This is a genomic window from Pandoraea sp. NPDC090278 (genome assembly GCF_044772185.1).
Classification (GTDB): domain Bacteria; phylum Pseudomonadota; class Gammaproteobacteria; order Burkholderiales; family Burkholderiaceae; genus Pandoraea.
In genome coordinates this window covers 422,050-441,309 of sequence record NZ_JBIVYJ010000005.1, presented here as the reverse complement: position 1 = coordinate 441,309, position 19,260 = coordinate 422,050, and the positions used below count along the sequence as shown (strand labels likewise).

Annotated in this window: 20 protein-coding genes; 18 read left to right on the top strand and 2 right to left on the bottom strand. The window is 64.2% G+C overall.

Features of this window, described 5'->3' with window-relative positions; genetic code table 11:
- Window positions 1–104: 104 nt before the first annotated feature.
- A complete protein-coding gene (locus tag ACIQWO_RS19780) occupies window positions 105–965 on the bottom strand; it encodes an IclR family transcriptional regulator (protein ID WP_402827824.1) in 861 nt (286 codons plus the stop codon).
- A gap of 55 nt (window positions 966–1,020) precedes the next feature.
- The gene (locus ACIQWO_RS19775; protein WP_402827821.1) at window positions 1,021–2,178 is read right to left on the bottom strand and encodes an FAD-dependent monooxygenase; all 1,158 of its coding nucleotides are present in this window, start codon (window positions 2,176–2,178) and stop codon (window positions 1,021–1,023) included.
- Between the two features lie 494 nt (window positions 2,179–2,672).
- Between ACIQWO_RS19775 and ACIQWO_RS19770 the strand changes: the two genes are divergently transcribed.
- The 18 genes from ACIQWO_RS19770 (at window position 2,673) to ACIQWO_RS19685 (ending at window position 19,203) form a co-directional block, all read left to right on the top strand.
- The gene (locus tag ACIQWO_RS19770; RefSeq protein WP_402828258.1) at window positions 2,673–3,749 is read left to right on the top strand and encodes a porin; all 1,077 of its coding nucleotides are present in this window, start codon (window positions 2,673–2,675) and stop codon (window positions 3,747–3,749) included.
- A gap of 312 nt (window positions 3,750–4,061) precedes the next feature.
- Window positions 4,062–4,931 (top strand): ABC transporter ATP-binding protein, encoded by an 870-nt coding sequence (locus ACIQWO_RS19765; protein ID WP_150665179.1) that lies wholly within the window; start codon window positions 4,062–4,064, stop codon window positions 4,929–4,931.
- A gap of 44 nt (window positions 4,932–4,975) precedes the next feature.
- Window positions 4,976–5,758: an ABC transporter permease gene (locus tag ACIQWO_RS19760; protein ID WP_150577656.1), complete on the top strand. Its 783-nt coding sequence runs from the start codon at window positions 4,976–4,978 to the stop codon at window positions 5,756–5,758.
- A gap of 54 nt (window positions 5,759–5,812) precedes the next feature.
- Complete coding sequence (locus tag ACIQWO_RS19755; RefSeq protein ID WP_402828255.1) at window positions 5,813–6,586, top strand: SDR family oxidoreductase; 774 nt, start codon at window positions 5,813–5,815, stop codon at window positions 6,584–6,586.
- A gap of 40 nt (window positions 6,587–6,626) precedes the next feature.
- A complete protein-coding gene (locus tag ACIQWO_RS19750; protein WP_402827817.1) occupies window positions 6,627–7,184 on the top strand; it encodes a cupin domain-containing protein in 558 nt (185 codons plus the stop codon).
- 111 nt (window positions 7,185–7,295) lie between these two features.
- Complete coding sequence (locus ACIQWO_RS19745) at window positions 7,296–8,204, top strand: alpha/beta fold hydrolase (protein WP_402827814.1); 909 nt, start codon at window positions 7,296–7,298, stop codon at window positions 8,202–8,204.
- A gap of 1 nt (window position 8,205) precedes the next feature.
- Window positions 8,206–9,132, top strand: a complete 927-nt coding sequence (locus ACIQWO_RS19740; RefSeq protein WP_402828251.1) for an IclR family transcriptional regulator — start codon at window positions 8,206–8,208, stop codon at window positions 9,130–9,132.
- Window positions 9,129–9,944, top strand: a complete 816-nt coding sequence (locus ACIQWO_RS19735; protein WP_402827811.1) for an SDR family oxidoreductase — start codon at window positions 9,129–9,131, stop codon at window positions 9,942–9,944. Before ACIQWO_RS19740 ends, ACIQWO_RS19735 begins: the two co-directional genes overlap by 4 nt.
- On the top strand, window positions 9,937–11,589 hold the full coding sequence (locus tag ACIQWO_RS19730) for a thiamine pyrophosphate-binding protein (protein ID WP_402827808.1): 1,653 nt from the start codon (window positions 9,937–9,939) through the stop codon (window positions 11,587–11,589). Before ACIQWO_RS19735 ends, ACIQWO_RS19730 begins: the two co-directional genes overlap by 8 nt.
- Complete coding sequence (locus ACIQWO_RS19725) at window positions 11,582–12,400, top strand: aspartate dehydrogenase (protein WP_150577662.1); 819 nt, start codon at window positions 11,582–11,584, stop codon at window positions 12,398–12,400. Before ACIQWO_RS19730 ends, ACIQWO_RS19725 begins: the two co-directional genes overlap by 8 nt.
- 13 nt (window positions 12,401–12,413) lie before the next feature.
- On the top strand, window positions 12,414–13,910 hold the full coding sequence (locus tag ACIQWO_RS19720; RefSeq protein ID WP_402827804.1) for an aldehyde dehydrogenase: 1,497 nt from the start codon (window positions 12,414–12,416) through the stop codon (window positions 13,908–13,910).
- An 85-nt stretch (window positions 13,911–13,995) separates the two neighbouring features.
- Entirely contained in the window at window positions 13,996–15,009 is a 1,014-nt protein-coding gene (locus ACIQWO_RS19715; protein WP_150738769.1) for an ABC transporter substrate-binding protein, read from the top strand.
- A 23-nt stretch (window positions 15,010–15,032) separates the two neighbouring features.
- On the top strand, window positions 15,033–15,377 hold the full coding sequence (locus tag ACIQWO_RS19710) for a hypothetical protein (RefSeq protein ID WP_402827799.1): 345 nt from the start codon (window positions 15,033–15,035) through the stop codon (window positions 15,375–15,377).
- Entirely contained in the window at window positions 15,377–15,595 is a 219-nt protein-coding gene (locus ACIQWO_RS19705) for a recombinase-like helix-turn-helix domain-containing protein (RefSeq protein ID WP_402827796.1), read from the top strand. The genes ACIQWO_RS19710 and ACIQWO_RS19705 overlap by 1 nt, the downstream gene beginning before the upstream one ends.
- Window positions 15,596–15,650: 55 nt before the next feature.
- Window positions 15,651–16,682 carry a Rieske 2Fe-2S domain-containing protein gene (locus ACIQWO_RS19700; RefSeq protein ID WP_402827793.1) on the top strand — a complete coding sequence of 344 codons (1,032 nt, stop codon included), beginning with the start codon at window positions 15,651–15,653 and terminating at the stop codon, window positions 16,680–16,682.
- A gap of 37 nt (window positions 16,683–16,719) precedes the next feature.
- Window positions 16,720–17,175, top strand: a complete 456-nt coding sequence (locus ACIQWO_RS19695) for a RidA family protein (RefSeq protein WP_402827790.1) — start codon at window positions 16,720–16,722, stop codon at window positions 17,173–17,175.
- Window positions 17,176–17,220: 45 nt separating this feature from the next.
- On the top strand, window positions 17,221–18,186 hold the full coding sequence (locus ACIQWO_RS19690) for a PDR/VanB family oxidoreductase (RefSeq protein WP_402827787.1): 966 nt from the start codon (window positions 17,221–17,223) through the stop codon (window positions 18,184–18,186).
- A 45-nt stretch (window positions 18,187–18,231) separates the two neighbouring features.
- Window positions 18,232–19,203, top strand: a complete 972-nt coding sequence (locus ACIQWO_RS19685; protein ID WP_402827784.1) for a VOC family protein — start codon at window positions 18,232–18,234, stop codon at window positions 19,201–19,203.
- Window positions 19,204–19,260: the final 57 nt, after the last annotated feature.

Sequence of the window (19,260 nt, the reverse complement as noted above, 5' to 3'; positions counted from 1 at the left end):
CAGTGCTGGCGAACGCAGGATTTTCGCCGACGTGTGGAGGTTTGCGACATGCGGCATTGCCGCGGATACCGCATGTTCACAGGGATGACGTTGTTCGCGCGGGGTCAGGCCCGTTCCGCCGCCGCGAGGAAAGCTGGCGCGTCTGCCAGTAATACGGCGAGATCGGCAGCGCCCGACTTCACGACGCGGGCCGTACGCTCGCGCGTGACGGAATCGGTACCGACGAGCCCCCGGGGACCGGCAACGCTCAGGGCTGCCAAGGGCCGACCGTGAGCGTCGAGCACAGCGTCGGCGCAGGCGTCGATGCCCGCTTCAAAGCCGTCCTGACTCCATGCGCAACCGGCCTCGCGGTCACGGGACAACTGTGCATCGAGCGCAGCGTATGTCCGCGCGCTCTGCGCAGTCGCGGCCGCCAACGGCTCAGGCCCGAGCAAGGCCCGACGGCGCTCGGTGCTTAGATGCGCCAGTAACGACCGGCCGGGTGCCGTCAGATGTGCCGTGACGCGGCTTCCTGCCCGGATGTTGCTCACCAGCGGCAGGGCAGGTGTTTCGCACAGGAGGTAGCGCACCTGCGCGCCGTCGAGCACCGTGAGATAGCTCGACAGCCCGGTTTCCGTCGTCACGCGAGAGAGCACGCGTCTTGCCGTGGCGAGATGATCTTCGCCTGCGAGGGCGCTGGCGGCCAGCGTCAGAAATCCGAGACCGAGCCGATGTCCGCCGTGCGGCAGTGGCTCCAGCACACCCTCGTATTGCAGCGTCTCGACCAGACGCATCACTGTCACCCGGTTCACGCCGATGCGACGTCCGACGTCGCTGAGGTTCGCCGTCGAGCCGCCGTCCGCCACGTAGCGCAGCAGTTTGAGCGCGCGCATGACCGGCGTCACGAGACCCGTTTGCGCGGTGTCTTGTGCCTCAGTCTCAGGAGCACCTGCGGCTGGCGTGTTGGCGGACGTTGCTTTCGTCATGCGTTCGAATCCCTTCGTCAAAATCGGACGGCGATGCTTGGAAGTCCTGTCGGACTCAGGCGGCGAGCGGCACTTGCCAGGCGTCGTATTCGTAGACCCAGTCGGCATTGCCGCCTTCCTTGAGCCACTGATTGCCACGCGACCCGATCTGCACACGTGCAGTGCGCTCGCGACGTGCGGCTTCGTATCGTGCCAGTGCATTCGCCAGCGTGGCAGCATCGGCGCTCGTACCGGCATCCGCGAGGTGGCGAGACAGTACCACAGCGTCTTCGATGGCCATGCCTGCGCCCTGCGCCATGAACGGCATCATCGGATGGCTCGCGTCGCCCAGCAGCGACACGCGATCGCGCGACCATTGCGGCAGCGGGTCGCGCACGTAAAGCGCCGACTTGAGCACGCTGTCGCATGCGTCGAGCAGGGCACGCGCTTCGCTGTGATAGTCGGCATACATGGCGCGCAGCTCGTGCACGTCGCCCGGCGCGGTCCACGATTCGAGCGTCCAACTGTCTTGCGGTGTGGTGGCGAACACGAAGATGTCGCGTCCGAGGTTGAGCGGGAACGTCACGATCTGGCTCGACGGATTCGGTCCCCACCACTTGGTGAACGCGCCGAGATTCGGCACGCCGTTCAGCTTCTCTGCGGGGACGACGGCACGGTACGCCACCACGCCCGTGAACTCCGGCGACTCCTGCCCGAACAGGCCACGGCGCACGACCGAGTGGATGCCGTCGGCGCCGATAAGGACGTCGACGTCGTCATGCGTGCCGTCGGCGAACGTCAGACGAATGCTGCCGTTCTGTCCTGCGTCCGGCGCTTCGAAAGATACGAGTCTCTTGCCCAGCGCAATGGCTTCTGCGGGGACGGCTTGCTCCAGCGCCTGCAACAGATCGGCGCGATGCATCGTGAGTTGGGGCGCGCCGTATTTCGTCTGCGCGGTCTGCGCCATTTCCAGGCACGACGTCGTTTCCCCCGAATCCCACATGCGGCTGATGCGATGGCTCGGCTGCGCGGCGGACTTGCGAAGCTCGTCGCCAACGCCCAGCCCGTCGAGTGCGCGCACCGCATTCGGCGTCAGGTTGATGTCCGCACCGACGCGCGCGAACTGCGACGCCTGCTCATACACGCGCACTCGAAATCCTGCGCGGAGCAATCCGATGGCGGCGGCCAGACCGCCGATACCGGCACCGTTGATGCCAATGAGGGGAGCTTGCATGGGGGACATCCTTTGACGAGCGTATCGATGAATCGGAAAAAATAAAACGTTCAAATATGAACATGATGTTCAAATATTATTGTTTTTGATTCGATAGATCGCAAGCCTTCCTCGGGTAAATCCCGAGCAATCGCTGCAACGCTGGATGTCGACGCGCCGGGACTTGCGGCTACGTCGGCGGGACGTTGGGTGCCGCTATTCGCAGGGACCGACGCACCACCGGTGAACCGACGCACGCGCGTTATCACGCCAATTTGCCGCCATCAATTCGTGCATCTCCGCTGCGAGCGACAAGAGTCTCCTGGCCTAAGCTTCGCTCAGTTGGTTTCATAAGTAATCCAACGTTTCACAGGTGGAACGTCACAAAACGAGCGTATCGGGGGCGGGCTGACCCGTACCTGGCTGCGCTTTTGGCGGACGTATCCATCGTTCTCGAATCATCGAACGACAGGAGTTCACAGATGAAGCGGTTTCCGATGGGGCGGATCCCGGGCATGACGACGGTCGCGGCGGCAACGCTGCTAGCGCTCGGCGCGCCGGTCGCAGCACACGCACAGAGCAACGTCACGCTGTACGGCAGCATGGATGCCGGGGTGGCATTCGTGAACAACCAGGGCGGCAGTTCGAACTGGATTGCGCAGCAGGGCGGCTCGCAACCGGACCGCTGGGGCCTGCGTGGCGTAGAAGATCTGGGCGGCGGCAATCGCGCCATCTTCCTGCTGGAAAACGGCTTCTCGACACTCACGGGCAACACGATCAAGGCGGGGTCGATGTTCAACCGCCAGTCGTGGGTCGGCTTGCAGTCGGACAAGACGGGCACGCTCACCATCGGCCACATGACCACGTTCAACTTCGACTGGCTGGGCCCGTTCAGCACGGCCTATCTGGGCATGAACTGGTACATGTTCCACCCGGGCAACCTTGACGAACTCGCCAACACGTCCGTCGTGCAGGTGGACAACTCGGTGCGCTACGTCACGCCGGATTACATGGGCTTCAAGGCCGGTGCGATGCTCTCGTTCGGCAACAACACGAACTTCGCGAACGGTCGCAAGTGGAGCGCTGCAGCGAACTACACGAACGGCGGCTTCAAGGCATCGGCCGTCTACTCGAACGAAAACAACCGCACGCCGAACGTCGCTGCGCTCGGCGGTGCCACGTTCCAGGGCCAGCCGGTGGCGACCTACGCCGCATCGAACGTCGAGAATATGGGCGCGGGCGTGTCCTATGGCTTCGGGCCGTGGCTGCTGCACGCGCTCTACACGCGCGTGAAGCTTCAGTCCCCCGGCTACAACGACACCTATCAATCGTTCGACGCCGGTGTGAACTTCGCAACGAGCGTGCCGAACACGATTACCTTCGGCGCAGCCACGACCAACATGTCCGGCAAGCGCTGGACACAGGTCAGCCTCGGAGACGTCTACGCGTTCTCGAAGCGCACGCAGGTCTACGTGAGCGGCGCGTACCAGCATGCGAGCGGCAACGGCGCGGTGACCGCGATCAACACGATCAGCCCGTCGTCGACGTCGAACCAGCTCGTGATCATGTCGGGCGTTCACCACTCGTTCTGACGCTTTACCGCGCTTGTACCTTTTTCACCCAGTGGTCTCTCTTGATGCGCCGACCGGCTTCTGCCCGTCGGCGTTTTTTTGGACTCAAAACGTCCCGTGCTGCTCGGAAACACCCATGAATTCGGGTTTCCCCTAGTCAAAAAACAATTTTGACTGCGGCCGTCACTCCCTATAATTGATCCATACGTAAATCAACGTTTCACATATGAAACGTGACGCGAAAGAGAAAGACAGGCTGGCAAGCCATGCACGCGAACCGTCGCCGCAGGCTGCCCGAGGCAAGTTGAACATCCAGAAACACGGTGGTTTCCCATGCTCAGGTCGATTCAGTTGAAGGACGCAAACGTAGCCGAGGCGTATGCCGGAGCGCGTGAGAAGCAGCCCGCAGCGGCACCGTTGCCGTTCGCTATCGAATATCGCGGCGTCACGCGTCGTTTCAAAAATCGCCAGGGCAAGGGCGAGATGACCGCTGTCTCCGATGTGTCCATCGGCATCAAGGCCGGTGAGTTCGTCTCGCTGATCGGCCCGAGCGGCTGCGGCAAGAGCACGCTGCTCAACATGGGTGCCGGTCTGTATGCGCCCAGCGAAGGGCAAGTGACGCTGGCAGGCAAGCCGGTGCGTGGTCCGTCGCAACAAGTCGCGTTCATGCTGCAAAAGGACCTGCTCATGCCGTGGCGTTCGATTCAGAAGAACGTCGAACTCGGCATGCAGATTCGTGGCCGCAGCAAGGCCGAGCGCGCGGAAGTCGCGAAGGCGCTGCTCGCGCGCTGCCACCTCAAGGGCTTCGAGAACCACTACCCGCACCAGCTCTCGGGCGGCATGCGTCAACGCGCGGCACTGGCCCGCACGCTCGCCGTCGAGCCGGACGTGCTGCTCATGGACGAGCCGTTCTCGGCACTCGATGCGCAAACCAAGATGGTGCTTCAGCAAGACCTCGCGCAGATGCTCGCCAGCGAAGGCAAGACCGCGCTGATGATCACCCACGACCTCGCAGAAGCGATTGCGCTGTCGGACCGCGTGTTCGTGATGAGCGAGCGTCCGGGCACGATCATCGAAGAGATCACCGTCGATCTGCCGCACCGCGACAACCCCATCGAGCGCCGCAAGCAAGCGGGCATGAACGAGTACGTCGCACATCTGATGGAACTGCTCAAGGTCGGTCGCGACGACCACCTCGGTTGATCCGCACCGGCTCGCACTTCGCACAAGACACTGGAATCTCCGCTATGAAATCCCTTTCCAAAACGCAACTGACCGCCGGTAGCTTCGTGCTGCTGCTGCTCTTCGCGGCCGTGTGGCAATGGGGCCCGACGGCGTTCGGCGTGCCCGAATTCGTATTGCCCAAGCTGTCGTCGACGCTGGTCGAAGGTGTGCGCATGTTCCAGGTGGAAAACCTGTGGCTGCACATCGGTGTGACGGCGCTCGAAGTGATCGCCGGTTTCGTGATCGGCTCGGCGCTGGGCGTGCTGATCGGCGTGATCCTCGGTTTGTCGCCTTCGACCGAAGCCATGCTCTCGCCGTACATCCTCGCGTTGCAGATCGCGCCGAAGGTCGCCTTCGCACCGCTGTTCGTGATGTGGATGGGCTACACGATCTACCCGAAGATTCTCGTCGCGGTGCTGATCGTCTTCTTCCCCGTGATGATCAACGTGCTGGGCGCGGTGCGCTCGGTCGATCCCGACATGGTCAATCTGGTGCGCGCGCTGTGCGGCCGACGCTGGCAGATCTTCCGCTTCGTCGAATTCCCGTCGGCCATGCAGGCGCTGTTCGCCGGGCTGCGCATCGCGTCGACGCTGGCCGTGATCGGCGTGACCGTTGGTGAGCTGGTCGGTGGCGACCGTGGCCTCGGTTATCTGCTGGTGTACGGCGAAGGGCAGGGCAATACCGCGATGGTGTTCGTCGCGATTGCCGGGCTGACCGTCATCGGTATCGCGGCCTACGCGGCGGTGGTCTGGCTGGAGCGTCGTGCACTGCATTACGTGCCGCGTGCGGCCATGAACATCGCCTGAGCGTCGGACTTCACAAGGAATCGAATCGTGAACGAACTGTCGACCCTCCCGGTGATGCCGCTCGATATCGACGCACTGCCGCCGCTCGACGGCAAGAAGCTGCTGATCACCGGCGGCGCGCGTGGTCTCGGCGAAGGCTTCGTCCGTGCGGCTGTGGCACGTGGCGCACATGTGACGATCGCCGACATTGCTGCCCACGCCGGTGAAGCGCTTGCCGCCGAATTGCAGGACGCCGGACATGGCGTGTCGTTCGTGCGCGTCGACCTGTCGGACCCCGCATCGGTGGAAGCTGCGGCGCAAGCGGCAGGCCAGCAGATGGGCGGCATCGACGGACTCGTCAACAACGGCGCGATCACCAACTCGGGCGGCAAGATGGCCACCGAGTTGAGCGTCGAGACGTGGGACGCCGTGATGAACGTCAATGTGCGCGGCACGTGGCTCATGACGATGGCCGCGCTGCCGTTCCTGCGCGCCTCGGGTCAGGGTCGCGTCGTGAACATCGCGTCCGACACTGCGCTGTGGGGCGCACCGCGCCTGCTCGCCTACACGGCCAGCAAGGGCGCGGTCATGTCGATGACGCGTTCGCTTGCGCGCGAACTCGGTCCGGACGGCATCACCGTCAACGCCATCGCGCCGGGGCTCGTCGAAGTCGAAGCCACCGCGTATGTACCGGCGGCACGCCATCGCCACTATCTGGAGGGACGTGCACTGCCGCGCGCCCAAGTGCCGGACGACGTCGTCGGCCCGGTGCTGTTCCTGCTCTCCGACGCTTCCCGTTTCGTGACCGGACAGGTTCTGCCGGTCAACGGCGGCTTCGTCATGCCCTGACGAGCCACTCTCATTCGCAACGCCTTTCAGGAGTTAGATCATGGCGCAAGCCGACGCTAAAAACACCGCGACGCCGCAGGCCGTCGAGAGCTGGACGCAGACCGAAGGTCAGGCATTCGGCGATTGGCTGGAAACCCGCGTCGCCCGTTTCTCGACGCGCAAATACGACTGGGACGCCCTCAAGTTCCAGGCCGACTACGACCCGAAGTACCGCCGTGCGCAGATGCGCTACGTCGGTACGGGTGGCACCGGTGTGGCCAAGGACGTCAACACCGTGCCTGCCGGTCACTTCACGTTCTCCACGATGGTGATTCCGGCTGGCAACATCGGCCCGAGCCACATCCACATGGACGTCGAGGAAATCTTCTTCGTCATGCGCGGAAAGATGAAGGTGGTCTGCGAGCGCGACGGTGAAACGTGGGAAGCGATTCTCGGCGAGCGCGATCTGATCTCGGTGCCGCCGGGCGTGTACCGCACCGAAATCAACATCGGCGACGAAGACGCACTGATGTGCGTGATGCTCGGCTCGCAAAAGCCGGTCACGCCGACGTACCCGCCGGATTCGCCGCTCGCAAAGATCAAGCGCGAAATGAAGTAAGTCCGCAAGGAAGAGTCCGGTGTCCGTGCGTCGAATGCGCGCACGGCATCGGCAGAAATTCACGCAGTCGGAAGTCTGCATCAAGTTCGCAAGAGTTAGACGAAAGCCGCCATGCAAGCCGAAGCCCATCAACACGAAGTGCCAGAAGACGATGTCGTTGCGCCCTTGCGCGCACGGCTGGACGCGTTTCCGTATCGCACCGTCGCCACGCGGGCGGGCACCGTCGGCTATCGCTGCGCGGGCGCAGAGCGCGACACTGGCCTGCCGGTCGTGATGTTGCATGGCATTGGCTCCGGCGTGGCGTCCTGGCTGGCGCAGTTCGAGGCCACGGGGCTCGATGCAAAGCTGTACGCCTGGGATGCCCCCGGCTATGGCGCGACGTCGAATGTCGCTGCCGCCGAACCGCATCCCGACGCGTATGCCGATGCCCTCGAAGCGTGGCTCGACGCCCTCGGTCTGAATCGTGTGGCACTGGTGGGCCATTCGCTGGGCGCGATCATGGCAACGAAGTTTGCGAGCCGCGCGCCGCAACGCGTGCGCGGTCTCTTTCTCTGCTCACCCGCTAACGGCTACGGCCGCGCCGATGCCGAGGTGCGCCTGTCCAAGCGTGACAGCCGTCTGGCGATGCTCGACAAGCTCGGCCCCGCAGGCATGGCGCGCGAGCGCAGCGACAACCTCGTCGCCCCCGACGCCGCAGATCTGCCGCGCGCGTGGGTGAAATGGAATATGTCGCGGGTGTTGCCTGTCGGCTACCGTCAGGCGACGCACCTGCTCTCGAATGGCGACGTCGCAGGCGAACTCGCACAGTACGTGAGCGCCACGGCCGGTCCCGTTGCGGTGGCCGTGGGTGCGCAGGACGGCATCACGTCGCCTGCCGCGTGCGAGGTCATTGCGAAGGTCGCGGGCGTGCCGCTGCAAATCATTGACGGTGCAGGTCATGCGTCGTACATCGAAACGCCGGACGTTCTGAATGCTGCGCTCGCCGCGTGGCTCGAACGTGTCGCGGCAGGGGAGCGCTGAGATGGCACCGGCCACACCGAAGCGCGAAGCGCTCACCGAAGACGACACCCTGCAGGACGATCAAAACGTCTCGCTCGACGGCGACGCGGTCGTCGAGGGCGCTGCCGAGTCTCGCTATCTCGTGCCGGGCCTTGAGCGCGGCCTGCGCATCCTCACGCAATTCTCACCGCGCGAACCGGTGTTCAGTGCGCCGGAGCTGTCGCAACGGCTGGGCATTCCGCGTACGACCGTCTTCCGTCTGTTGCAGACGCTCGAAGCCATGGGCTTTCTTGAGCGCGCGGGAAGCGAAAAGAACTTCCGTCTGGGCGTGGCCGTGCTTCGTCTGGGTTTCGAATACCTCAGCTCGCTGGAACTGACCGACCTCGGCATTCCAATCATCGAGCGCTTGCGCGACGCCACCCAACTGACGTCGCACATCGTGATTCGTGACGGCCGTGACATCGTGTTCGTCGCGAAGGCGCAAAGCGTGGCGGGCGTCTTCAACTCGATCAAGGTCAACGTCGGTACGCGTCTGCCTGCGCACGCCACAGTGCACGGTCACGTGCTGATGGGCGATCTGACGCTCACCGAACTGCGCGCGCTGTATCCGGAGAAGACGCTGGAGAAATTCACGCCGCAGACGCCGGAATCGCTCACTGAACTGTTCGAGCGCGTGCGCGAAGACGCCGAGCGCGGCTATGCGGTGTCAGCCTCGTCGTTCGAGCGCGGCATCAGCGTGGTGAGCGCGCCGGTGCGCAACGACGTGGGTCGCATCTGCGCCGCCATCACGGTCACGATTCCGCGCGCCAACATCGACGCATCGATGCTCGACGCGGGTCTGATCGGTCAGGTGCGTGAAGCTGCCGATGCGCTCTCGCACCGTCTGAATTACCGCCCGGGGAGCGACGGCAAGTCCACCCCCTACATGAAGTCACTGGGACTCAAATGATCAAGATCGACCTTTCCTTGCGTGCAGCGCTGGTCACGGGCGGCACGTCCGGCATCGGGCTGGCGACCGCCGAGCGTCTGCTCGACGCCGGGGCCGCCGTCGCCATCTGCGGACGCAACCCCGAGCGGCTGGGGCAAGCCGAAGCGCATCTGCGCGAACGCCATCCGCAGGCGCGTCTCATTGCCGCGCAGTGCAACGTGCTCGATGAGGGCGACGTCACCGCACTGGTCGAGCGCATCCGTGGCGAATTCGGCCGTCTCGACATGCTGGTGAACAACGCAGGCCAGGGCCGTGTGTCGACGTTCGCCGACACGACCGACGACGCCTGGCGCGAAGAGCTCGAACTGAAGTACTTCAGCGTGATCCGCACCACGCGTGCGTGCCTGCCGATGCTGCGCGACGCTGCACGCGAGACGGGCGACGCCGCCATCGTCTGCGTCAACTCGCTGCTCGCGCTGCAACCGGAGCCGCACATGGTAGCGACGTCGTCGGCGCGTGCGGGCGTGCAGAACCTCGTGCGTTCGATGGCGGGCGAATTCGCGCCCGACGGCGTGCGCGTCAATTCGATTCTGATCGGGCTGGTCGAGTCGGGACAGTGGCGTCGTCGTTACGCCGCCGCGCAAGAGGCGGGCGAGAGCAAGACGTGGTCGGAGTGGACCGGCGAACTCGCGCGCAAGAAGCAAATCCAGTTGCAACGTCTGGGCAAGCCTGAAGAGGCGGCCGCAGCGATCTTTTTCCTGGCTAGCTCGCAGTCGTCCTATACGACGGGCAGCCACATCGATGTTTCCGGAGGCTTGGCAAGACATGTCTAACAAAACCACCGTCGGCGAAGTCATCGCGGCGTTTCTCGAACAGTGCGGCGTGCAGACTGCATTCGGCGTGATCTCGATTCACAACATGCCGATCCTCGACGCCATCGCGCGTCGCGAAAAGATCCGTTACGTCGGCGCACGCGGCGAAGCCGGTGCACTGAACATGGCCGATGGCCTGTCGCGCGTGTCCGGCGGACTCGGCGTTGCGTTCACGAGCACGGGCACGGCGGCCGGTAACGCGGCCGGTGCGATGGTCGAAGCCCTCACGGCAGGCACGCCGGTGTTGCACATCACCGGCCAGATCGAAACCGAATTCCTCGACCGGGACCTCGCGTACATCCACGAAGCCCCGGATCAACTGAGCATGCTCAACTCGATCTCGAAGGCGGCTTACCGTGTTCGCTGCGTCGATACGGCGCTCTCGACGGTGCGCGAAGCGGTGCGTGCTGCGCTGACCGCGCCGACGGGGCCGGTGAGCGTCGAGATCCCCATCGACATTCAGGCGGCTGAAATCGAATGGCCGACCGATCTGTCTGCCCCGCACATCGCCGTGCCGACGCACGACGACGCTCGCGTCGCTGCGCTGGCCGACAAGCTGGCATCGGCACATCGTCCGTTGCTGTGGCTGGGCGGTGGTGCGCGTGGCGCGGAAGCTGCCGTCAAGCGTCTGGTCGAAATGGGCTTCGGCGTCGTGACGAGCGTGCAGGGTCGCGGCATCGTGCCGGAAGATCACGCTGCCACGTTGGGTGCATTCAACATCCATCCGACGGTCGAGAAGTTCTACAAGACGTGTGACGCGGTGCTCGTCGTCGGCTCGCGTCTGCGTGGCAACGAAACGCTCAAGTACAAGCTGGCGCTGCCGCGTCCGCTGTATCGCGTCGACGCCGACGGACTGGCCGACAACCGTGGCTATCGCAACGACCTGTTCATTCAGGGCGACGCCGCCAGCGTGCTGAACGCACTGGCCGACCGTCTGCAAGGCCGTCTGTCTGTCGATCCGGCATTCCACGCCGACCTTGCGGCGGCGCGCGACGCTGCCGTGAAGCAAGTCGCAGAAGGCCTCGGCCCGTATCGTCAACTCGTGGCAGCGCTGCAAGGCTCGCTCGGTCGCGACTTCAACTGGGTGCGCGACGTCACGATCTCGAACAGCACGTGGGGCAATCGTCTGCTCAAGATCTTCTCGCCGCGCGCCGGTGTGCACGCGCTCGGTGGCGGCATCGGTCAAGGCATGCAGATGGGCATTGGCGCGGCGCTTGCAGGCAATGCGAAGAAGACCGTCGCTCTGTGTGGCGACGGCGGCCTGATGGTGAACGTGGGCGAACTCGCGACCGCCGTGCAGGAAAAGGCACCCGTCGTGATTCTGCTGATGAACGACCAGTGCTACGGCGTGATCCGCAATATTCAGGATGCGCAGTACGGAGGCCGTCGTCATTACGTGCAACTGCATCAGCCGGACTTCGCTGCGTTCTGCGCGAGCCTGCAACTCAAGCACGAACGCATTACGTCCATCGATCAGGCGGAAGGGGCCGTGGCCCGCGCCGTCGCTCACGACGGTCCGGTGCTGCTCGAAGTCGACATGCTGTCGGTCGGCAACTTCGCGTCGCATTTCGCCGGTCCGCCGGTCCGGGAGCCTGCGAATGCATGAATTGAATCATCGTCCGGTTGACGTTGCCCTCATCGGCTTCGGCGCGATTGGCTCGAAGGTCTATGAAGCGTGCGCGAGCGATCCTTATCTGCGCGTGGGCCATGTGATCGTGCCGGAAGACGCCGCCGAGCGCGTGCGCGGCAGCGTGCGTGCGGGCACCGAAGTGGTGTCGTCGGCGCAGGCGCTCTCGAGCCGTCCGGACTTCGTTCTGGAATGCGCCGGACACAGCGCACTGTCGGGGCACGTCGTGCCGCTGCTCAAGTCGGGCGTGGACTGCGCGGTGGCTTCGATTGGCGCGCTCTCGGATACCGATCTGCTGGCGGCGCTCGAACAGGCTGCGAAAGACGGTGCATCGACCGTCACGCTGCTCTCCGGTGCGATTGGCGGTATCGACGCCATCGCTGCCGCCCGTGAAGGTGGGCTGGACGAAGTGCTGTATACGGGCCGCAAGCCGCCGATGGGCTGGCAGGGCACGCCCGCCGAGCAGGTGTGCGATCTCGCCACGCTCACTACGGCGACGGTGATTTTCGAAGGCAGCGCCCGCGACGCGGCGCGTCTGTACCCGAAGAACGCCAACGTCGCGGCCACCGTGGCCATCGCCGGGCTGGGGCTCGATGCGACGCGTGTGCGTCTGATCGCCGACCCGACGAGCACGCGCAACGTGCATCACATTGCGGCGCGCGGTGCGTTCGGCGAAATGTCGCTTGAGATGTGCGGCAAGCCGTTGCCGGACAACCCCAAGACGTCGGCACTTACCGCGTACTCGGCCATTCGCGCGCTGCGCAATCGCGTCGCGAACTGTGTGATCTAGCAGGAAGAGAGTCATGAGCCATCAAGATTTGCTGCAAGGGTTTTCGAGCGACATTCTGGTCGGCGGCGAATGGCGTGCCGGTACCGGTAAGCGCTATCAAAGCCTGTACCCGGCCGACGAAAGCGTGAATGCCGAGATCGCAGCCGCAGGTGCCGACGACGCCGTCGAAGCTGTCGAAGCCGCAGACGCCGCATGGCGTCGCGCCGACTGGGCGGGCCTGAAGCCGCATCAGCGTGCTGCCGTGCTGCATCGTGTGGCCGACGGCATCACGCAACGCGCCGAAGCGCTCGCGCATCTGCAACGACGCGACAACGGCAAGCCGATCAGCGAGACGCGTGCGTTGGTCGCAAGCGCAGCGGGCACTTTCCGCTACTTCGCCTCGTGTCTGGAGACGCTGGAAGAAACGCTCACGCCGTCGCGCGGCGACTTTCTGACGATGAGCGTGCATGAGCCGTTGGGTGTCGTGGCGGCCATCACGCCGTGGAATTCGCCGATTGCGTCGGATGCTCAGAAACTCGCTCCGGCACTTGCCGCAGGCAACGCCGTGGTGCTCAAACCGGCGGAAGTGACGCCGCTCGCATCGCTCGAACTCGGCCGCATCTGCGAAGCCGCAGGCGTGCCGCGCGGGGTGCTGTCGGTGTTGCCGGGCAAGGGCTCGGTCATCGGCGACATTCTCGTGCGTCATCCGAAGGTCAAGAAGGTGGCGTTCACCGGCGGTACGGAAGTTGGGCGCGGCATCGCGCGTCTCGCCGCAGAAAAGCTGATGCCGGTGTCGCTCGAACTCGGCGGCAAGTCGCCGACCATCGTGTTCGAAGACGCCGACATCGATCACGCCGTGGCCGGTGTGCTCTACGGCATCTTCAGTTCGTCGGGCGAGTCGTGCATCGCAGGCTCGCGCCTGTTCGTCCACAAAGCGATCTTCGACACCTTCGTCGAGCGTCTGGTCGCCGGTGCGAAGCAATTGCGCGTGGGCGATCCCCTGCGTGAAGACACGCAGATGGGACCGCTCGTGACGTCGGCACATCGTGACTCCATCGAGCGCTATGTCGCCATCGGGCTGGAAGAGGGCGGTCGTCTGCTGTGTGGCGGCGAACGTCCGGCAGGCGACGGTCGTGAGAAGGGCTACTTCTATCAGCCGACGATCATCGCGGGTCTGACCAATCAGGCGCGCATGGTGCAGGAAGAGATATTCGGGCCGGTGCTGGCCGTGCTGCCGTTCGAGAACGAAGCCGATCTGCTGGCCGAGGCCAACGACAGCGTCTACGGGCTGGCTGCCGGTATCTGGACGCGCGACTTCAAGCGCGCCTGGCGCGTGGGCCGTGCGCTGGAGACGGGCACCGTCTGGATCAATACCTACAAGCAGTTCTCCATCTCGACGCCGTTCGGCGGCTGGAAGGAGAGCGGCATGGGGCGCGAGAAGGGCCGTCTGGGACTGCTGGAATACACGAATCAGAAGAGCCTTTACTGGGGCCTGAACGAGAACCCGCTCGCCTGGGCGGGCCGGGTCTGACGTAGTGGCAGAAGTGGGCAATGACAGTGGCAAGCCGCGATGCACGGGGCATCGCGGACATCCGAAACTTGAGCGAGGCAAAGATATGTTGTCGATTTTCCGTGCATCGTTGGCGCGTCGCGCCTTTCTGACGGCGGGTCTGTGCGCCGTGGCGGGACTCTCCGGCGTGGCTGCACCGGTGATGGCGCAGCAGCCTGCGACGCAGCAGATCACTTATCTGCTCCCGGCCCCGGCGAACCTGCCAGCCTTCGCGCCGCTGATGCTGGCCGAGAAGAAGGGCTACTACGCGGCAGAAGGTCTGTCGGTGCGCTGGCTGACCGTGCAGGGCGGTGCCGACGTGGGCAAGCAGCTTGCGTCCGGTAACGGCGATCTGGGCGGTGGGCTGGGCGACACGCCGATCGTGCTTCGTCCGAACGGCATTCCCATCAAGGGTGTGGCGCTGCTCGGTGGCCGCACGCTGCACCAGCTGGTCGTGCGCGACGACGCCAACATCAAGTCGCCCGCCGATCTGAAGGGCAAGACGATCACCGTGCTGGCCTATCAGGACACCGGCTTCTACGCGACGCTCGGTCTGCTCGCCTCGGCCGGTCTCACGCGCAACGACGCACGCATTCAGGGTGCAGGCCCGGCCGGTGTCTGGCAACAGGTGGCGACGGGTAAGGCGGAAGTGATGGTCGGTACGCCCGAGTGGGCGCAGAACATCGAAGACGCTGGCGTGAAGATCACGATGACGTCGACCGACAAGTACTTCCCGGGTATGGCGCAAGCGATTCTGGCCTCGGACAAGACCATCGCCGAGAAGCCGGAGATGATCCGAAAGTTCGTGCGTGCGACGATCAAGTCGGTCGCGGAAATCATGCGCGATCCGGCGGGCGCTGCGAAGGAATACTGCGCCGCCGTGCCTGCCTACAAGGGCAAGGAAGCCGAGATCGAGAAGATCCTCACGTACTACGCCCGCAATGTGTATCCGGGCCAGCAACGTCTGGGTGCGTTCGATCCGGCGCGTGTGACGAAGCTGCAGGACTTCTACGCGCAAGAGAAGGTCATCCGTGAGAAGTCCAAGCCGGAAGACCTGTTCACCAACCAGTTCGTGCAGTAAGCGACGCGACAGGCGAGAGAGCAATGAGCGAAACCGCACAGGGCACAGCCCAGCCCGAAACCATGATGCTGACGGTGTTCCTGCGTCACGATCAGTCGAACAATCTCGACGATTTTCAGGAGCGTCTGAAAGCGGCCGAATGGTGGGAGCGATTCCCGCCCGCAGGCGTGAAGGTGGTGTCGTGGACGGTGGCGATGGGCTTTGGCCAGATCGTCACGCTGGAACTGCCGCCGCATTTTCTGCCGGTCGTGAACGTCGAGCTGGAACGCTCGGCCTGGGGCGTGTTTCGCACCGAATGCTATCCGACGTACGACTTTGTACCCGTGCACGCGCGTATTCGCGAGCGGGTACGCAATGGAGGGAAGTGATGGACCGTTATCTGGAACCGCATCAAGCGCGTCGTCATGAGCCGACGCAATACGAAAGCCTGCTGGGTGACGCCATTGAGCGCGCCTACGCGTCGGGCACGCACGATCTGGCGGGCCTCGTCGCCTACCTGAATCGCACCGGCCCCGGCCCGCAGGAAGGCGACGTGTGGACGGAATACGTCTACAAAGCGCAGATCGCACGACTGGCCGAAGAGTAAAAACATCACATTGCGCGATGGCCGCTGACGCGGTGCTCGCGATGGAGGTCCCCCCATGACTACGCAACAACCCATCCTCACCGCCGACGCCTTGCTTGAGCGCGGCCTGAAGAATCTCTGGTATCCGATTTGTCCGTCGCACATGATTGGCCGCGAGCCGGTCTCGCTGCGCCGTCTGGGCAAGAAGCTCGTGTTCTGGCGCGATCAGGACAACAAGGTGCATGCCCTCGACGATCACTGCCCGCATCGCGGCGCGCCGCTCTCGAAGGGCATCGTGATGGGCGACCGCATCGCCTGCGGCTATCACGGCGTGCAGGTGCGCTGCGACGGCACCGTGATGCGTGTGCCGGGCAGCCCGGGCTGCAAGCTTGAGGGCTCGCGTCCGACGCAGGCGTATCACATCGTCGAGCGCAACGAGGCGATCTGGTTGTACAACGCCACCGAGAACATCGAGACGCCGCCGCCGCTGGTGCTGCCGGAAGAACTCGACGCCGACGGCGAATTCTCCTCGTTCCTCTGCTACACGGAATGGAAGGGCGACTACCGTTACGTGCTCGATAACGTGATGGACCCGATGCACGGCACGTATCTGCACAAGCAGTCGCACTCGATGGCCGAGGGCGACAACACGGCGGCATTCCGCATTCGCGATACCGACCGTGGCTTCGTGTTCGAGAAGGAAGGCCAGCGCGATGTGAACTTCGACTGGACCGAATGGGCGGACACCGGCACGCATTGGATGCGCCTCGAGATTCCGTACCCGAAGACGGGTGGCCCCGGCGGTAACTTCGTGATCGTGGGCAGCTACACGCCGATCTCGCCGACGCTGGCCGCCGTGTTCCACTGGCGCTGCCGCAAGCTCGACGGCTGGCAGCGCGACACGTGGCGCTTCCTGTATCGCAATCGTCTGGAAGCGCGTCACTGGAACGTGCTGGAGCAGGACCGCGTGATGCTTGAAGACATGGAGCCGGACGCCAACCAGAACGAACATCTGTATCAGCACGACATGGGCATCGTGCGTCTGCGTCGCCATCTGAAGAATCTGGCGAAGGCAGAGCTTGAGCGCATGCAGCCGGGCAAGGCCTAAGTCGTCGTAGGCCGTCGGCAACCTCATGGACGCGATCATGCAAAACCCTTCCGCTATCAAAGCCGAACGCATTCGTGCGCAAGCCGTGCCCGATCTCGCGACGGCCACGTGGAGCAATGGCATCCGGTTCGGCAACGAAATCCTGTTGTCGGGCATGACTGCGCATCCGGCCACACGCGATGCGGAAAAGCCACTCACGACCTACGAGCAGACGCTGGTGGTGCTTGGCAAGATCCGCGCGCTGGTCGAGGCGGGTGGTGGCCGTCTCGATAACGTCTACAAGCTTGTCGTGTACGTGACCGATATCGCCGACAAGGACGAAGTCGGTCGCGCACGGCGAGAGTTTTTTGCGGACGTGGCGGCGAACGGCGGCGCGTATCCGTGCTCGACGCTCGTGGCGGTCAGCGGTCTGGTCTTTCCGGAACTGCGTGTGGAAATCGAGGCGTTTGCGCGTCTCGACATCGATTTGTCTGCCGCGGCCATCGCAGGTTAAGCCGCGCGGACGTCAAGAAAATCAGCAACATCAGAGAGCGGCGTTATGAGCAAGTCAACCCTGTCGGCAATGGTGCGCACGCTTCGTTATGAGGCGGCGGGCATCATGAGCATCGAACTCGTGCCTGCGGCGGGCAGCAGCACGCCGTTCCCGGACTTCACGCCCGGCGCGCACATCGATCTGCACCTGCCGAGCGGGCTGGTGCGGAGTTACTCGCTGGTGAATACGCCGGGCGAGGAAAACCGCTATGTGCTGGGCATTCTGGCCGATCCGAAGAGTCGTGGTGGCTCACGCTTCATTCACGACAACTTCCGTGTCGGTATGACGCTCGACATCTCGGCCCCGCGTAATCATTTCGAACTCGACGAGACCGCGGCGCATTCAGTGCTGGTCGCAGGCGGCATCGGCGTGACGCCGATTCTCTGCATGTATCGACGGCTCCGTTCGCTGGGCCACAGCGTCAAGCTGATGTACTGCGCGCGCACCGCGCCGCAAGCGGCGTTCGTCGAAGAGTTGAATGCGCTCGGTGGCGATGTGACGTATCACTTCGACGATCAGCACGACGGTAGGCCCGCGTCGTTCGCGGCGTTTCTGGCCGATCAGCCGACAGGTACGCACGCCTATTGCTGCGGCCCCGGTGTGATGCTCGACGCCTTCGAGGCCGCGTGTGCAGAGGCGGGCATTGCGAACGTCCACACCGAGCGCTTCGCGGCTGCACCGGATGCACCGCCGCCCGCGACGTCGGAGGGCTATGTCGTGACGCTGGCGAAGTCGGGCAAGGAGATTGCCGTGCCTGCGGGCGCGACCTTGCTCGATACGCTGCTGGCCGCAGGCATCGATGCAGAGCACAGCTGCATGGAAGGCATTTGCGGGGCCTGCGAGACGCGTGTGCTCGACGGCTGCCCCGATCACCGCGATTCCGTGCTGAGCGCGTCGGAGCGTGCCGGGAACAAGGTCATGATGATCTGCGTGTCCGGTTGCAAGGGCGAGCGTCTGACGCTCGATCTCTGAGCGCCTATTCATTCATTCGAGACTTCCGATTTTCCCGAGACTGTCATGACGATTCTGGGCATCGAACAAATTACCTACGGGGTCACCGACCTCGACACCTGCCGCCGGTTTTTGGCCGACTGGGGCCTGACCGAGATCGCCGCCGACGCCAATGGCGCGCGCTTCGAAACGCTCAACGGCTGTCGCGTGCTCGCCGTGCGTCACGATGATCCGTCGCTGCCGCCAGCCATGGAAGACGGGCCGACGCTGCGCGAAGTGACGTGGGGCGTGACGAGCGCAGACGAAGTCGCGGCTATCTCCGACCGTCTCGCCGATCAGCCGGGCTACTTCTTCAAGGATGGCGCGACGGGTTGCATCGAGCCGAACGGTCTGGCAGTGCGCGTCGAAGTGACGGCCAAGCGCGCACTGGACGTGCAGGGCGCACCGACGAATCCGTGGGGGCTCCCCGCACAGCGCGTGAATACGCCGAGTCCGGTGTATGAGCGTGCGCAACCGATCGAAGTCGGCCACGTGGTCTTTTTCACGAACGCGCTCGCCGCCACGCAAAAGTTCTACGAGGACAAGCTCGGTTTCGAGCTGTCGGATCGTTACCCGGATCGCGGCGCGTTCATGCGTTGCGCACCGCATGGCGGCCACCACGACCTGTTCCTGCTGGCGCTGCCCAACGGCAAGCGCGGCCTGAACCACGTGGCATTCACGGTGCGCGACATCCATGAGGTGTTCGGCGGCGGTATGCACATCGACCGCTGTGGCTGGGAAACGCAGTTGGGGCCGGGGCGTCACCCGATTTCATCGGCGTATTTCTGGTACTTCAAGAATCCGTGCGGGGCGCTCATCGAGTATTACGCCGACGAGGACATCCTGACGCCGGAATGGCAGCCGCGCGATTTCGAGCCGGGGCCGACGGTGTTCGCTGAGTGGGCGGTAGACGGCGGGATCGACGGCAATACGCGTCGCCAGAAGAAGGGCGGTGAAGCGCCGACCGGCAAGTTCATGACCGATACGGCCAAGCGCTGAGTACGGGCACAGAGTTGTAGCAGCGCGTCGAATCCGGGGGGAAACGACGCGGCACGA

Coding starts and splice junctions, on each gene's coding strand:
- ACIQWO_RS19690 (WP_402827787.1), top strand. CDS start 17,221: ATGAGCAAGTCAACCCTGTCGGCAATGGTGCGCACGCTTCGTTATGAG.
- ACIQWO_RS19720 (WP_402827804.1), top strand. CDS start 12,414: ATGAGCCATCAAGATTTGCTGCAAGGGTTTTCGAGCGACATTCTGGTC.
- ACIQWO_RS19765 (WP_150665179.1), top strand. CDS start 4,062: ATGCTCAGGTCGATTCAGTTGAAGGACGCAAACGTAGCCGAGGCGTAT.
- ACIQWO_RS19755 (WP_402828255.1), top strand. CDS start 5,813: ATGCCGCTCGATATCGACGCACTGCCGCCGCTCGACGGCAAGAAGCTG.
- ACIQWO_RS19775 (WP_402827821.1), bottom strand. CDS start 2,178: ATGCAAGCTCCCCTCATTGGCATCAACGGTGCCGGTATCGGCGGTCTG.
- ACIQWO_RS19735 (WP_402827811.1), top strand. CDS start 9,129: ATGATCAAGATCGACCTTTCCTTGCGTGCAGCGCTGGTCACGGGCGGC.
- ACIQWO_RS19705 (WP_402827796.1), top strand. CDS start 15,377: ATGGACCGTTATCTGGAACCGCATCAAGCGCGTCGTCATGAGCCGACG.
- ACIQWO_RS19700 (WP_402827793.1), top strand. CDS start 15,651: ATGACTACGCAACAACCCATCCTCACCGCCGACGCCTTGCTTGAGCGC.
- ACIQWO_RS19730 (WP_402827808.1), top strand. CDS start 9,937: ATGTCTAACAAAACCACCGTCGGCGAAGTCATCGCGGCGTTTCTCGAA.
- ACIQWO_RS19725 (WP_150577662.1), top strand. CDS start 11,582: ATGCATGAATTGAATCATCGTCCGGTTGACGTTGCCCTCATCGGCTTC.
- ACIQWO_RS19780 (WP_402827824.1), bottom strand. CDS start 965: ATGACGAAAGCAACGTCCGCCAACACGCCAGCCGCAGGTGCTCCTGAG.
- ACIQWO_RS19745 (WP_402827814.1), top strand. CDS start 7,296: ATGCAAGCCGAAGCCCATCAACACGAAGTGCCAGAAGACGATGTCGTT.
- ACIQWO_RS19685 (WP_402827784.1), top strand. CDS start 18,232: ATGACGATTCTGGGCATCGAACAAATTACCTACGGGGTCACCGACCTC.
- ACIQWO_RS19710 (WP_402827799.1), top strand. CDS start 15,033: ATGAGCGAAACCGCACAGGGCACAGCCCAGCCCGAAACCATGATGCTG.
- ACIQWO_RS19760 (WP_150577656.1), top strand. CDS start 4,976: ATGAAATCCCTTTCCAAAACGCAACTGACCGCCGGTAGCTTCGTGCTG.
- ACIQWO_RS19770 (WP_402828258.1), top strand. CDS start 2,673: ATGACGACGGTCGCGGCGGCAACGCTGCTAGCGCTCGGCGCGCCGGTC.
- ACIQWO_RS19695 (WP_402827790.1), top strand. CDS start 16,720: ATGCAAAACCCTTCCGCTATCAAAGCCGAACGCATTCGTGCGCAAGCC.
- ACIQWO_RS19750 (WP_402827817.1), top strand. CDS start 6,627: ATGGCGCAAGCCGACGCTAAAAACACCGCGACGCCGCAGGCCGTCGAG.
- ACIQWO_RS19740 (WP_402828251.1), top strand. CDS start 8,206: ATGGCACCGGCCACACCGAAGCGCGAAGCGCTCACCGAAGACGACACC.
- ACIQWO_RS19715 (WP_150738769.1), top strand. CDS start 13,996: ATGTTGTCGATTTTCCGTGCATCGTTGGCGCGTCGCGCCTTTCTGACG.